23 protein-coding genes are annotated in these 12,628 nt (G+C 56.5%); all 23 read right to left on the bottom strand.

Annotated elements, in window-relative coordinates; translation table 11 throughout:
• Positions 1 to 12: 12 nt before the first annotated feature.
• The 23 genes from QS713_RS03675 to rplV all read right to left on the bottom strand — a co-directional run bounded on the left by QS713_RS03675 (position 13) and on the right by rplV (position 12,623).
• Positions 13 to 1,002 carry a DNA-directed RNA polymerase subunit alpha gene (locus QS713_RS03675; protein WP_102216217.1) on the bottom strand — a complete coding sequence of 330 codons (990 nt, stop codon included), beginning with the start codon at positions 1,000 to 1,002 and terminating at the stop codon, positions 13 to 15.
• 139 nt (positions 1,003 to 1,141) lie between these two features.
• Positions 1,142 to 1,540 (bottom strand): 30S ribosomal protein S11, encoded by a 399-nt coding sequence (gene rpsK / locus QS713_RS03670; RefSeq protein WP_102216218.1) that lies wholly within the window; start codon positions 1,538 to 1,540, stop codon positions 1,142 to 1,144.
• 38 nt (positions 1,541 to 1,578) lie between these two features.
• Positions 1,579 to 1,950 carry a 30S ribosomal protein S13 gene (rpsM, locus tag QS713_RS03665; RefSeq protein ID WP_102216219.1) on the bottom strand — a complete coding sequence of 124 codons (372 nt, stop codon included), beginning with the start codon at positions 1,948 to 1,950 and terminating at the stop codon, positions 1,579 to 1,581.
• Between the two features lie 146 nt (positions 1,951 to 2,096).
• Positions 2,097 to 2,213, bottom strand: a complete 117-nt coding sequence (gene rpmJ / locus QS713_RS03660) for a 50S ribosomal protein L36 (RefSeq protein ID WP_102216220.1) — start codon at positions 2,211 to 2,213, stop codon at positions 2,097 to 2,099.
• 36 nt (positions 2,214 to 2,249) lie between these two features.
• On the bottom strand, positions 2,250 to 2,471 hold the full coding sequence (infA, locus tag QS713_RS03655; protein WP_102216221.1) for a translation initiation factor IF-1: 222 nt from the start codon (positions 2,469 to 2,471) through the stop codon (positions 2,250 to 2,252).
• Positions 2,472 to 2,774: 303 nt separating this feature from the next.
• Positions 2,775 to 3,611 (bottom strand): type I methionyl aminopeptidase, encoded by an 837-nt coding sequence (gene map / locus QS713_RS03650; protein ID WP_313272509.1) that lies wholly within the window; start codon positions 3,609 to 3,611, stop codon positions 2,775 to 2,777.
• Between the two features lie 215 nt (positions 3,612 to 3,826).
• On the bottom strand, positions 3,827 to 4,414 hold the full coding sequence (locus tag QS713_RS03645; RefSeq protein WP_313272507.1) for an adenylate kinase: 588 nt from the start codon (positions 4,412 to 4,414) through the stop codon (positions 3,827 to 3,829).
• Positions 4,411 to 5,703, bottom strand: coding sequence for a preprotein translocase subunit SecY (secY, locus tag QS713_RS03640; protein ID WP_313272505.1), 1,293 nt, complete (start codon positions 5,701 to 5,703; stop codon positions 4,411 to 4,413). The genes QS713_RS03645 and secY overlap by 4 nt, the downstream gene beginning before the upstream one ends.
• Positions 5,704 to 5,860: 157 nt before the next feature.
• The gene (gene rplO, locus QS713_RS03635) at positions 5,861 to 6,313 is read right to left on the bottom strand and encodes a 50S ribosomal protein L15 (protein ID WP_102216225.1); all 453 of its coding nucleotides are present in this window, start codon (positions 6,311 to 6,313) and stop codon (positions 5,861 to 5,863) included.
• A gap of 2 nt (positions 6,314 to 6,315) precedes the next feature.
• Positions 6,316 to 6,498, bottom strand: a complete 183-nt coding sequence (rpmD, locus tag QS713_RS03630) for a 50S ribosomal protein L30 (RefSeq protein ID WP_102216226.1) — start codon at positions 6,496 to 6,498, stop codon at positions 6,316 to 6,318.
• Entirely contained in the window at positions 6,498 to 7,184 is a 687-nt protein-coding gene (rpsE, locus tag QS713_RS03625; protein WP_102216581.1) for a 30S ribosomal protein S5, read from the bottom strand. The genes rpmD and rpsE overlap by 1 nt, the downstream gene beginning before the upstream one ends.
• Before the next feature lie 26 nt (positions 7,185 to 7,210).
• Positions 7,211 to 7,579 carry a 50S ribosomal protein L18 gene (rplR, locus tag QS713_RS03620; RefSeq protein WP_102216227.1) on the bottom strand — a complete coding sequence of 123 codons (369 nt, stop codon included), beginning with the start codon at positions 7,577 to 7,579 and terminating at the stop codon, positions 7,211 to 7,213.
• A complete protein-coding gene (rplF, locus tag QS713_RS03615) occupies positions 7,579 to 8,115 on the bottom strand; it encodes a 50S ribosomal protein L6 (protein ID WP_313272502.1) in 537 nt (178 codons plus the stop codon). The genes rplR and rplF overlap by 1 nt, the downstream gene beginning before the upstream one ends.
• An 11-nt stretch (positions 8,116 to 8,126) precedes the next feature.
• Positions 8,127 to 8,525: a 30S ribosomal protein S8 gene (gene rpsH, locus QS713_RS03610; RefSeq protein ID WP_102216229.1), complete on the bottom strand. Its 399-nt coding sequence runs from the start codon at positions 8,523 to 8,525 to the stop codon at positions 8,127 to 8,129.
• A 60-nt stretch (positions 8,526 to 8,585) separates the two neighbouring features.
• On the bottom strand, positions 8,586 to 8,771 hold the full coding sequence (locus QS713_RS03605) for a type Z 30S ribosomal protein S14 (protein WP_102216230.1): 186 nt from the start codon (positions 8,769 to 8,771) through the stop codon (positions 8,586 to 8,588).
• 2 nt (positions 8,772 to 8,773) lie between these two features.
• Positions 8,774 to 9,319 (bottom strand): 50S ribosomal protein L5, encoded by a 546-nt coding sequence (rplE, locus tag QS713_RS03600; protein ID WP_313272499.1) that lies wholly within the window; start codon positions 9,317 to 9,319, stop codon positions 8,774 to 8,776.
• Positions 9,316 to 9,762 carry a 50S ribosomal protein L24 gene (gene rplX, locus QS713_RS03595; RefSeq protein WP_102216232.1) on the bottom strand — a complete coding sequence of 149 codons (447 nt, stop codon included), beginning with the start codon at positions 9,760 to 9,762 and terminating at the stop codon, positions 9,316 to 9,318. Before rplX ends, rplE begins: the two co-directional genes overlap by 4 nt.
• A complete protein-coding gene (gene rplN, locus QS713_RS03590) occupies positions 9,762 to 10,130 on the bottom strand; it encodes a 50S ribosomal protein L14 (RefSeq protein WP_102216233.1) in 369 nt (122 codons plus the stop codon). The genes rplX and rplN overlap by 1 nt, the downstream gene beginning before the upstream one ends.
• A 366-nt stretch (positions 10,131 to 10,496) precedes the next feature.
• Positions 10,497 to 10,769, bottom strand: coding sequence for a 30S ribosomal protein S17 (rpsQ, locus tag QS713_RS03585; RefSeq protein ID WP_102216234.1), 273 nt, complete (start codon positions 10,767 to 10,769; stop codon positions 10,497 to 10,499).
• 5 nt (positions 10,770 to 10,774) lie between these two features.
• The gene (gene rpmC / locus QS713_RS03580; protein WP_102216235.1) at positions 10,775 to 11,011 is read right to left on the bottom strand and encodes a 50S ribosomal protein L29; all 237 of its coding nucleotides are present in this window, start codon (positions 11,009 to 11,011) and stop codon (positions 10,775 to 10,777) included.
• A complete protein-coding gene (rplP, locus tag QS713_RS03575; RefSeq protein ID WP_313272494.1) occupies positions 11,011 to 11,430 on the bottom strand; it encodes a 50S ribosomal protein L16 in 420 nt (139 codons plus the stop codon). Before rplP ends, rpmC begins: the two co-directional genes overlap by 1 nt.
• 3 nt (positions 11,431 to 11,433) lie before the next feature.
• Positions 11,434 to 12,252, bottom strand: a complete 819-nt coding sequence (gene rpsC, locus QS713_RS03570) for a 30S ribosomal protein S3 (RefSeq protein WP_313272492.1) — start codon at positions 12,250 to 12,252, stop codon at positions 11,434 to 11,436.
• Positions 12,252 to 12,623, bottom strand: a complete 372-nt coding sequence (gene rplV / locus QS713_RS03565) for a 50S ribosomal protein L22 (protein WP_102216238.1) — start codon at positions 12,621 to 12,623, stop codon at positions 12,252 to 12,254. Before rplV ends, rpsC begins: the two co-directional genes overlap by 1 nt.
• Between the last annotated feature and the right edge of the window lie 5 nt (positions 12,624 to 12,628).

The raw sequence follows: 12,628 nt of genomic DNA, 5'->3' as shown, positions 1-12,628 counted from the left end.
TAACGGACGAGTTTACTCGTCACTGAACTGAATGGAACCGGACTGATCACCACTGCCAGGTGCTGGCGCCTGATCTTTCAGGGTCATCCCCAGGCCCGCCAACTGTTCCTTAATCTCCTCAATCGACTTGGAACCGAAGTTGCGGATGTCCAACAGGTCTGCCTCTGAATGAGCAACCAGTTCACCAACAGTGAGGATCCCACGGCGACGCAACGCATTGTACGAACGCGACTGCAACCCCAGGTTCTCAATCGGCAGTGCCAGGTCTGCAGACAGCGTCTCATCCGTCGCCGCCGGGCCGATCTCAATGCCCTCAGCTTCCGTGTTGAGTTCCCCAGCCAGGCCGAACAACTCCACGAGGGTTTTGCCGGCAGACGCAATCGCATCACGTGGCAAAATAGCTGGTTTTGTTTCTACATCAACGATTAGACGGTCGAAGTCCGTGCGCTGTTCCACACGAGTCGCCTCAACCTTGTAGCTCACCTTCAAAACGGGGCTGTAGATCGAGTCCACCGGGATCCGCGCCAGCTCGGCGTTCGGATCCTTGTTCTGATCTGCCGACACGTAGCCGCGGCCACGCTCAACTGTCAGTTCAATCTCCAGCTTGCCCTTTTCAGACAAGGTAGCTAGGTGCAAGTCCGGGTTGTGGATCTGCACTCCCGCAGGCGGGGTAATGTCCGCTGCGGTCACCTCACCAGTACCCGCCTTACGCAAGTACATGACGACAGGTTCGTCGTTTTCTGAGGAAAGTACGAGGTCCTTAATGTTGAGGATAATTTCCGCAACATCTTCCTTAACCCCGGGAATAGTTGAGAACTCATGCTGCACCCCATCGATGCGGATCGATGTTACTGCCGCCCCCGGAATTGAGGAAAGCAGTGTGCGGCGCAGCGAGTTACCAAGTGTGTAGCCAAAACCTGGTTCCAACGGCTCCAGGGTGAATCGTGAACGGTACTCGCTAACCTGCTCTTCAGTAAGAGTGGGTCGCTGTGCAATTAGCACGTCTTTGGTCCTTTCTTCCTGAAGCATCCGCCATATGACGCTTCAGGTACGTTACAGGTCAGTCCTGAAACAAGTGCGGCGTTACGCAAAGGCGTTGTGCGTAACTCGACGTGGAAGACGCGAAGTCTTCGTACTTCCCTTAGACGCGACGGCGCTTCGGGGGGCGGCAACCATTGTGAGCCTGCGGCGTCACATCCTGGATTGACCCCACCTCAATGCCGGTGGCCTGAAGTGAACGGATAGCGGTCTCACGGCCCGAACCCGGGCCCTTAACGAACACGTCAACTTTCTTAACACCGTATTCCTGAGCGCGACGAGCAGCAGATTCAGCCGCCAGTTGTGCTGCGAACGGCGTTGACTTACGCGAACCTTTGAAACCAACCTGTCCGGATGAAGCCCAAGAAAGCACCCCACCGGTCGGATCCGTGATCGAAACGATCGTGTTATTAAAAGTAGATTTAATGTAGGCGTGCCCGTGGGTTACGTTCCGGTGTTCCTTACGCTTCCCTTTGCGCGCCACTGAAGATTTAGTAGCCATAGATCATTTTCTCCTACGAGTATCAGCGAAGCCGCAGCTTACGCGCTCTTCTTTCCGGCAACAGTGCGCTTGGGGCCCTTACGGGTGCGCGCGTTTGTCTTGGTGCGCTGACCATGCACGGGTAGGCCACGGCGGTGGCGCAGACCCTGGTAGCAGCCAATCTCAATCTTGCGGCGGATGTCAGCCTGCACCTCACGGCGCAAGTCACCCTCCACCTGGTAGTTACCTTCGATGTACTCGCGGAGCTTCACGAACTCTTCTTCGGTAGCGTCCTTAACGCGCGTATCAGGTGAAACGCCAGTGGCTTTCAAAGTTTCTTTAGCGCGTGAACGACCTACTCCGAAAATGTAGGTGAGCGCTACCTCTAACCGCTTTTCGCGGGGGAGGTCAACGCCGGCAATACGTGCCATACTTGTTCTCCAAATTTGGAAAGGGAGGTGGTCACCTTACCATCTGGTAGCGAGCTGACGCTGCCAACCAGCCTCGGCCTCCGGTCCGAGGGTCCCGCCTAAGCGGCCGGTAAAGTGCTTATCTTTATTTATTGAACAGCGGTGCCCTATCGGCCTTGACGCTGCTTGTGTCGCGGATTGTCGCAGATCACCATGACTTTGCTGTGGCGACGAATCACCTTGCACTTGTCACAGATCTTCTTGACGCTCGGCTGTACCTTCATGGTTTACCTCCGCCAATCGGTGTTATTGTGTCTTATTTACTTGTAGCGGTAAACAATCCGGCCCCGCGTCAGATCGTAGGGCGAAAGCTCTACAACAACACGGTCTTCCGGCAGAATACGAATGTAGTGCTGACGCATTTTCCCAGAAATATGCGCGAGCACGATGTGCCCATTAGGAAGCTCCACGCGGAACATTGCGTTCGGCAATGCCTCCGAAATGGTGCCTTCCATTTCAATGACGCCATCTTTTTTGGCCATACGCTTTGTCTAACCCCTCAAGTGTATCTAAGCTTTGCGTTCACAAAGCCCGGTCCGCCTGCCTCCACAAATACCGCGGATACAGACAATGACCCGACTAATCAGTTTAATGGAAAACCAAGCTCAACTACAGGGCAGACCTTGTTATTTTACTCACTCTCCCGTGGCGCGCTTGCAAGAACCCTTTGCCGTCTACCGAAACGACTAGAGGGCTGAAGTGCGTGAACGCTACATCTGCGAGGCAACTCTACATCTACGAGGCAACGCTACATCTGCAAAGCATCGTTACGTCTGAGGAAAACGTTACGGCTGCGGAGTAATGCCATAAGGCGCAAGCCCGGCCTCCCCACCATCTGGCGCGGTGAGTACCCACACCCCGTTATCAGTGAGAGCGATCGTGTGTTCCCAGTGGCTCGCCAGACGGCCATCCACCGTCTTCACCGTCCACTCATCGGCCAGCGTTTTTGTGTCAATCTTGCCATCGACCAGCATGGGTTCCACCGCCAGCACCATGCCACGTTTCAAAGCCGGGGTTCGGCCCGTCACCTCATAGTTGTATACCGAGGGATCCATGTGCATCGCGGTCCCGATCCCGTGCCCCGTGTACTCCTCGATAATGCCCGCTTCCCAATCGCCATCGCGGTTCGCAGCCACCACCTGTTCCACCGCGCGGCCAATGTCATTAGTGCGGTTACCCGTCGCCACTGCAGCTAAAGCCGCCCACATTGACTGTTCCGTAATTCGGTTCAAACGACGTGCGGCCTCACTGCCATGTTCGTCACCTCCAACGATCATTGTGAACGCTGCGTCCCCGTGCCACTGCTTCCCCTCGCGCTCCACGTACGCGCCACAGTCGAAACTCACCAGGTCTCCAGCCTTTAACGGAGTTTCATCTGGAATTCCATGCACAACCGTGTCATTTACCGAGATGCACACGGTTGCTGGGTAACCGTAGTAACCAAGGAAGTTCGACTTCGCTCCCGAAGACTCGATCACATGCGCACTCACCGCGTCCAATTCCAGCAAGGTCACGCCCGGCTGCGCCGCCTCCCTCAGGGCCTCGTGAATCTTTGCGACAATCAAACCGGCCTCGCGCATGTACTCAATCTGCTTGCGGTTTTTTCGTTGAATCCGCGCCACTGTTAACTCCTCACTATGTGAAACCACCCACTGTTCGTGCGGCAACAGCGGGTGGAATACGATCTAAAGTTGGCCCATAAGGCAGTGCAACCGACCTACAAAGCTATTAGCATGTCGTCTCGCCGTTAACTAGTTAAAGCACTGGTTACTAGTTAAAGCATTGGTATTAAGCTAAAGCACTGCTAAGTAGATACGAAACTGCCGACGCCAGAACGTTACTTCTCCTTCAACGCTTCATCAAGCACCGCTTCGACCCGGGCCCAAACCTCATCCACGCTGCCGGTACCATCGATTTGAACTAGCATGTCCTGGTCCGCGTAGTACGTAGCCATCGGCTCCGTCTGCCGGTGGTAGACCTCCAGGCGGTGGCGAATCACCGGCTCAGTATCGTCGGCACGACCCTCTTCCTCAGCACGTTTCAATAGCCGGTCAACAACCGAATCCTCATCAACCGCAATCTCCATTACCAAAGTAATCTCTTGGTGCAGCGCTGCCATGGCGTCACGCAGAAAATGCGCCTGCTCGAGCGTGCGGGGGTAACCGTCCAACAGGTAGCCATCCTGCACGTCCGGTGCTTTCAAACGAGCCTGAACCATCGGGTTCGTCACGGAATCGGGCACGAACTCACCCTTATTGATGTACTCGCGGGCCTGCTGCCCCAAAACCGTGTCCTGAGCCAGGTTCTCTCGAAAAATCGCGCCCGTAGAAATCGCTGGGATGCCAAGTTTTTGCGCGATGCGCTTCGCCTGCGTGCCCTTACCCGCACCTGGGGCACCCAGCATAATGATCACTGGTTTGCTCATTGCAAGAATCCTTCGTAATGGTGTTTTTGAAGCTGTGAATCAATCTGCATCACCGTCTGCAGGCCAACCCCCACAACGATCAGCAGCGTAGTCCCACCGAACGGCATCTGCCCGCCCTCAAGATGAAGTGGAATCATCGCAATGGAAGGTAGCAGAGCGACAATCACCAAATATAGGGCGCCCGCAGTGGTTATGCGGTTCATAACGAACCGCAAGTACTCTGCAGTCGGAACCCCGGCGCGGATACCTGGAATGAACCCGCCGTACTTCTTCATGTTGTCCGCAACCTCGTCGGGGTTAAACGTGATCGACGTGTAGAAGAACGTGAAGAACAGGATCATAAGCCCGTTCGCAATCAGATAAACAACGGTTGTGCGCGCAAAGTTAGCGTGAATCCACTGCACCCACGAGTCATTGGGATTACCGAAGTTCGCGATCATAGTCGGCAACGCCAGAATTGAGGTCGAGAAAATCACGGGAATAACGTTCGCCATGTTGATCTTCAGTGGAATATAGGTGGATGACCCACCCATGAGGCGCTGCCCCACCATCCGTTTCGCGTACTGTACCGGGATGCGGCGCTGCGCCAGTTCAATGTAAACCACCACCATGGTGATAACCAAGATGAGCGCCAGAATCCAGAAGACCTTCCCCCATGCCCCAGCGCGGCCAATGGAGAACAAGTGCGCCGGCAGTGTCGCGGTAATCGAAGTGAAAATCAGCAGGGACATGCCGTTGCCAATGCCGCGTTCGGTGATGAGCTCACCCATCCACATGATCACGCCGGTACCGGCAGTCATAACCAGTAGCATCATCAAGAAAGTACCAGCGTTCTTCTCTGGGATCACCGGGGCGGAACAGCCGGGGAACAACCGGTCTGCCATCGCCAAACTGATCATTGTAGAAGACTGGAGGACGCCCAAGAAAATAGTTAGGTAACGCGTGTACTGCGTCAACTTCGTCTGCCCCTGCTGCCCTTCCTTATGGAGGTCATCGAACCGGGGAATCACAACACGAAGCAACTGCACAATAATCGACGCCGTAATATAGGGCATGATCCCAAGTGCGAACACTGACAGCTGCAGTAATGCTCCACCGGAAAACAAGTTAACGAGATCCAGCAGGGAGTTCTCCCCCTGCTGCGCCACACACGTTTGAATGTTAGGCGTGGACACACCCGGTGTAGGGATAAAAGACCCCAGGCGGAACAGCCCCATTATGAGCAAACTGAACAGCAGTTTACCCCGCAGATCAGGCGTGCGGAATGCCTGTGCAAATGTGCTGAGCACGCGTCCTCCTCAAAATTATGCGCACTAGTGCACGACCTAGCGTACCGGAAAATAATCGCTGGCGGTAAATCGCCCAAACTCTAAAACTGAAAGCTCACACAGCAAGGTGGCTCGACCACGAATGATCGAGCCACCTTACATATTCACCAGCCTCGAATTACCGAGCCTGAATGGTGCCGCCAGCCTTGGTGATCTTCTCCTCAGCGGAAGCAGACCACTTGTCGACGGTAATGTTGAACTTCTTCGTAACTTCGCCCGTGCCAAGTACCTTCACAGGACAGTTCTTACGAACCGCGTTCTTCTCCACGAGCGCGTCAACAGTTACGTCGCCACCCTCCGGGAAAAGCTCTTCCAAGCGCCCCAGGTTCACAACCTGGTACTCAACGCGGAACGGGTTTTTGAACCCACGCAGCTTCGGCATGCGCATATGCATCGGCATCTGCCCACCCTCGAACGCTGCGGGAACGGTGTTACGAGCCTTCGTACCCTTCGTACCACGGCCCGAAGTTTTACCCTTCGAACCTTCACCGCGGCCAACGCGTTGCTTACGCGTGGTAGCTCCGGGTGCGGACTTTAGGTCGTGCAGGCGTAGAACCTTCTTCTCAGCCATGGTTACTCGACCTCCTCTACCTCAACCATGTGGCGGACAACCTGGATGAGGCCGCGAACGGACGGCGTGTCGTCACGGACAACGCTTTGACCGATCTTGCGCAAACCCAGAGTCACGATGGTGGCACGCTGCTTAGGCGTGCGACCAATCGACGAGCGCGTACGGGTAATCTTCAGTTTCGCCATTACGCACCTACCCCTGCTGCTGCCTCGTTCTCAGCAATTTCAGCCATGAGGCGCTCCGCCTCTTCACCTTCAGCACGGGCACGCAGCATCGAAGCTGGTGCAACGCGTTCCAGTGCGAGTCCGCGGCGAGCTGCCACGGCCTCAGGCTGCTCCAATTCCTTCAAACCAGCAACCGTAGCCCGAACGATGTTCAGCGCGTTTTGCGATCCCAAGGACTTCGTCAGCACGTCGTGCACACCGGCGCATTCCAGCACGGCGCGCACTGGACCACCCGCGATTACCCCAGTACCGGGGGAAGCGGGGCGCAGCAACACGATTCCAGCCGCATCTTCGCCACGCACCAGGTGCGTGATCGTCCGGCCAATCATGGGGACGCGGAAAAAGTTCTTCTTCGCGTCTTCCACACCTTTTGCAATCGCCTGAGGTACTTCTTTTGCTTTACCGTAGCCAACGCCCACGGTGCCTTCGCCGTCACCGACCACTACCAGAGCGGTGAATGCGAACCGGCGCCCGCCCTTAACCACTTTGGAAACGCGGTTAATGGTGACCACGCGCTCTTCGTACTGGTCGCGGCTATCATTGCGGCGGTTGTCGCGACGCTCGTTACGGCCCGACCGACGCTCCCGCCGGTTATCCTGCCGCTCCTGCGTCTGCTGGCCGCCCTTCTTCGTCTCTTCTGCAGCCATCTGCGTGTTCTCTTTCTTCTGCTCACTCATAGCTTCAAGCCACCCTCACGGGCACCCTCGGCCACAGCAGCTACGCGTCCGTGGTACTTGTTTCCCCCACGGTCGAACACCACTGCGGTGATTCCAGCCTCTTTAGCGCGCTGTGCAACTGCCTCGCCCACCTTGCGGGCGGCATCGGTTTTGTTTTCCGCACCCTCGAGGCCAGATTCCATTGTTGACGCCGACGCGAGTGTGTTCCCCAAGTCGTCATCGATCACTTGCGCCACCATGTGGCGGTTAGACCGGGTGACAACCAGGCGGGGACGCTCAGCGGTGCCATGAACCTTGTTACGCACGCGGTGGTGGCGGCGGAGCCGAGCAACGCGCTTACCTTTACCTTTAACGGTGTAAGACATTACTTACCAGCCTTTCCAACCTTGCGACGGATCTGCTCACCCGCGTAACGAATCCCTTTACCCTTGTAGGGTTCGGGCTTGCGGATCTTACGGATACGAGCAGCGGTTTCACCAACCAGTTGCTTATCGATACCCGCCACCGAGAACTTGTTCGCAGACTCAACTTTGAACTCGATACCTTCAGGCGCTTCAAATAGCACGGGGTGAGAGTATCCAACCGCGAACTCCAGGTTCTTGCCTTTAGCTGCTACGCGGTAACCGGTACCCACGATCTCCAGGGCTTTCGTGTACCCTTCGGTAACGCCGATGATCATGTTCTCAATCAAGGACCGTTCCAACCCGTGGCGGGAACGAGCCACCCGGGACTCGTCAGGGCGCTTCACAAACACCTGTGCGTCCTCAACAACAGCGGTGATTGGTTCAACAATCGTGTGCTCAAGGCTGCCTTTCGGGCCCTTTACAATCACGTGGGCGCCATCAATAGTGACATCCACACCGTTTGGGATTGCGATAGGAGTCTTACCGATACGTGACATTGGTTTCCTCCTTACCAGATGTAGGCGAGGACTTCCCCACCTACGCCCCTGTTGAACGCTTCACGATCCGTCAGTAGACCGGATGAGGTCGAAAGAATCGCGACACCCAAACCACCACGCACGCGCGGCAGCTCGGACGATTTCGCGTACACGCGCAAACCCGGTTTGGATACGCGTTGTACACCTGAGATGGCGGCCTCACGGTTGTGGCCGTACTTGAGGTCAAGCGTCAGGGTCTTACCGACCGGCGCTTCCTCTACCTTCGTCGCGGCAACGTAACCTTCCGCAACGAGGATTTGTGCAATTGCTGCCTTCAACTTCGAGTGCGGCATAGACACGGAATCGTGGTGCGCGCGACTCGCGTTACGCAGACGCGTCAGCATGTCTGCGATCGGGTCAGTCATTGTCATTGGGGTTTCTCCCCTTCCTCAACGTGGTTTCCTCCAGTGAAGGACCTGCGCTGTAGTGGTTTACCAGCTGCTCTTCGTCACGCCTGGGAGTTCACCCGCAAGGGCGAGCTCACGCAAGCAAACGCGGCATAGTCCGAACTTGCGGTACACCGAGCGGGGACGCCCGCACCGGTTGCAACGCGTGTATCCACGAACCTTGAACTTTGGTTTCCGGTTCGCTTTAACCTTCAAAGATGTCTTCGCCATGCTTACTTCTCCTTGAACGGGAAGCCGAGCCCGTGAATCAGAGCGCGACCTTCCTCGTCGGTCTTAGCTGACGTGACAATCGTGATATCCATGCCACGTACGCGGTCAATTGAATCCACGTCGATCTCGTGGAACACCGATTGCTCCGTGAGGCCGAACGTGTAGTTACCCTGACCGTCGAACTGATTGGGGTTCATGCCGCGGAAGTCGCGGATACGGGGAAGAGCCGTAGAAATCAGACGGTCCATGAATTCCCACATGCGATCCCCACGCATGGTCACGTGCGCACCAATTGGCTGGCCCTGACGCAGTTTGAACTGCGCAATGGATTTACGTGCACGGCTCACAGACGGTTTCTGGCCCGTAATTGCCGTGAGGTCCCGAATCGCCCCATCCATTGCTTTAGAGTCGTGCGCTGCAGCCCCGACACCCATGTTCACAACTACCTTCACGAGTGATGGCACCTGCATGGTGTTCTCGTAGTTGAACTTTTTCTCGAGGTTCGGGCGTACCTCGTCTACGAACTTAGTTTTTAGACGCGGGGTCATGCTCCGATCTCCTTCCCGGTCTCGAGGCCGCGTGCCGCTCCACCGCGGATAACGCGGATCGGGTTGCGGTTAACGCGCTTGCCGTTCTCGTCAACATCGATGCGGAAGCCAACGCGTACGCGCTGCTTCGTATCGGGGTCAACGAGCATTACTTTAGACACGTGGATCGGTGCTTCAACCATTTCAATACCACCGGTTGCCGCGCCCTGGGCCGTCTGCCCTTGACGCACGTGACGCGTCTTTAGGTTCACACCCTCGACCAAGACTTTCTGGTCTTTGGGGAATACCTTAATGACACGCCCCTGCTTACCCTTGTCACCGGGTTTGAGTGGTTCTAGTCCCTGCTCTGCACGACGGGCGTTGCGTGCATCAATCTTCTTCTGGTCTGATGTGCGGCCAGAGATGACCTCAACCAGATCGCCCTTCTTAATCTTTGCTGCCATTAGAGCACCTCCGGCGCTAGTGACACGATCCGCATGAACTGTTTTTCACGCAGTTCACGGCCCACGGGCCCGAAAATACGGGTACCGCGAGGTTCGTTGTTGGTGCCGAGGATTACGGCTGCGTTCTCATCAAAACGAATGTAGGAACCATCGGGACGCCGGCGTTCCTTGCGCGTACGCACAATCACTGCCTTAACGACCTCACCCTTTTTGACGTTGCCGCCAGGGATCGCGTCCTTAACTGTGGCGACGATGACGTCACCTACACCCGCGTAGCGTCGACCGGATCCACCGAGCACGCGGATGCAAAGAATTTCCTTCGCCCCCGTGTTGTCGGCGATCTTTAGTCGCGACTCCTGCTGGATCATTAGTTGTTCTCCAATCGTCGAACCGGTTCTCCAGCCCAGCGGGCTGAGCCTTGTCGAACGTATACGGACTCGTGCAACCAAGTGGCTGCACATCTTCTTCGCCAGTTCCTGCACGTGCGGCACACGAACCACACTCGTGCGATGCGGTGCCGGTTAGTGCCTGGCTCGCGTTTACGCCTAAACCTCGGTATCCCCACGCTCTGAAAATAGGCGCGCGTACACTGGTTCCGCGTAAAAACGCAACCTCATTAGTCTATGCCATCCGCTTCCCCAATTGGAAGGAGGATTAGCCGCGCTGCCTGTGCCTTTGCTCACGATAAAGCGAAAGGCCGCCCCGAGGGGCGGCCTCCAGTAACAATCAAAAAGTTACTTCGCGCGTTCGATGATGTCGGTTACGCGCCAACGCTTCGTTTTCGACAGTGGACGGGTCTCCATGATCCGAACAAGGTCACCAATGCGCAACTCATTGTTTTCGTCGTGCACCTTAACCTTCTTCTTTTTGGTCATAACCTTGCCGTAAAGCGGGTGCTTAACCCGGTCTTCCAGCTCCACTACGACCGTTTTGTCCATCTTGTCGCTAACCACGTGGCCGCGACGAACTTTACGTTCGCCCCGCACCGGTTTCGTTGCATCAGCCATTTAGATCACTCCTCACTCCCAGGCGCCGTGCGGATCCCCAGCTCACGCTCGCGCGCCACAGTGTAAATACGGGCAATATTTCCACGCACCGCCTTGAAGCGACCGTGATCCTCTAGCTGACCGAGAGCTTTGGAGAACCGAAGGTTAAACAGTTCCGCCTTAGCCTTCTCTAGTTCGGAAGCCAGCTGCGTGTCGTCCATCTCATCGAGAGCGGCGGTTGTCAGACGATTGTTGTCTGCCATTATGCGTCACCACCTTCACGAACAAGGAAACGAGTCTTAATAGGAAGCTTGTGCTGGGCACGACGCATGGCCTCGCGAGCCACGCTCTCCGGCACACCAGCTAGTTCGAACATCACCCGGCCGGGCTTCACGTTCGCAATCCAGAACTCCGGAGCACCTTTACCGGAACCCATACGCGTTTCCAACGGTTTTTTTGTGAGCGCGTGATCGGGGAAAATGTTGATCCACACTTTACCGCCACGCTTAATGAACCGAGTCATGGCAATACGCGCTGCCTCAATCTGACGGTTCGTAATGTAAGCCGGCTCCAATGCCTGGATGCCGTAATCACCGAACGAACTTTCGGTGCCGCCTTTAGCCATACCGCTACGTGTTGGGCGGTGTGGCTTGCGGTACTTAGTACGTCTTGGGATAAGCACGGCCTAGCCCTCCGATCCTTTTTGCTCAGCCTTCGCGTCCGCAGCGGGTGCTGCCTCACGCTTTTCTGACTGATTGTTCCTACGCTGCCCACCGGAGCGACGCTGGCCCCGGCGACCACCACGGCGTTCGCCTCGACGACCACCACGGTTACCAGCCTCGACTTGCTGCTGAGCGAACTCCCGCTCCGTCAAGTCACCCTTGTAAATCCACACCTTCACACCAATGCGGCCGAACGTGGTCACGGCCTCGTAGAAACCGTAATCAATATTCGCGCGCAGCGTGTGCAGTGGTACCCGGCCCTCACGGTAAAACTCCGAGCGCGACATTTCCGCGCCCCCTAAACGGCCGGAGCACTGAACGCGGATACCTTTAGCGCCCGCACGAAGAGCGGACTGCATGCCCTTGCGCATAGCGCGGCGGAACGACACACGCGCCGCAAGCTGCTCTGCAATCCCTTGCGCAACCAGACGCGCATCCATTTCCGCGTTCTTAACTTCCAGGATGTTCAGCTGAACCTGTTTGCCCGTCAGCTTCTCAAGCCGCTGCCGCAACCGGTCGGCCTCCGCTCCGCGGCGACCAATCACAATCCCCGGGCGAGCGGTGTACAGATCCACTCGCACCCGGTCGGTTGTGCGTTCAATGACGATGCGGGAAACACCCGCGCGTTCCAGGTTCGCGTTGAGGAAATCGCGGATCGCGAAGTCTTCAGCTACGTAATCGCTGTAACGCTGCCCTTTAGTAGTGGAGTCAGCGAACCAGCGAGAGCGGTGCTCGGTTGTTACACCCAGCCTAAACCCGGTGGGGTTAACTTTTTGACCCATTACCGGCCTTCCTTCCCAGTCTCGTCCTTCGTGCCCACTACTAGAGTGATGTGGCTGGTGCGTTTCAGAATCTGCCCCGCCCGGCCCTGTGCGCGGGGGCGGAACCGCTTCATCGTTGGACCTTCGTCAACAAAGGCTTCCACGACGTACAGGTCTTCCTCCCGGAAAGTTTCCCCAGCGTTTTGTGCCAACACGCGTGCGTTAGCGACGGCACTGTTCAATACTTTGTTCACATCAGTTGCTACAGCATGCGGAGCGAACCGCAAGATGTCAGCTGCCTCAAGGACCCGCTTGTTGCGAACCTCGTTCACAACCCGGCGAGCCTTCATGGGCGTGACGCGAACGTAGCGCGCCTGCGCCTTAGCTACCATTGTCC

Origin of the sequence: Gleimia hominis (genome assembly GCF_032085515.1) — a bacterium.
In the GTDB taxonomy this organism is placed as follows: domain Bacteria; phylum Actinomycetota; class Actinomycetes; order Actinomycetales; family Actinomycetaceae; genus Gleimia; species Gleimia hominis.
Note: the sequence above shows the minus strand (reverse complement) of the source record. Positions and strands in the feature narration are given on the sequence as shown.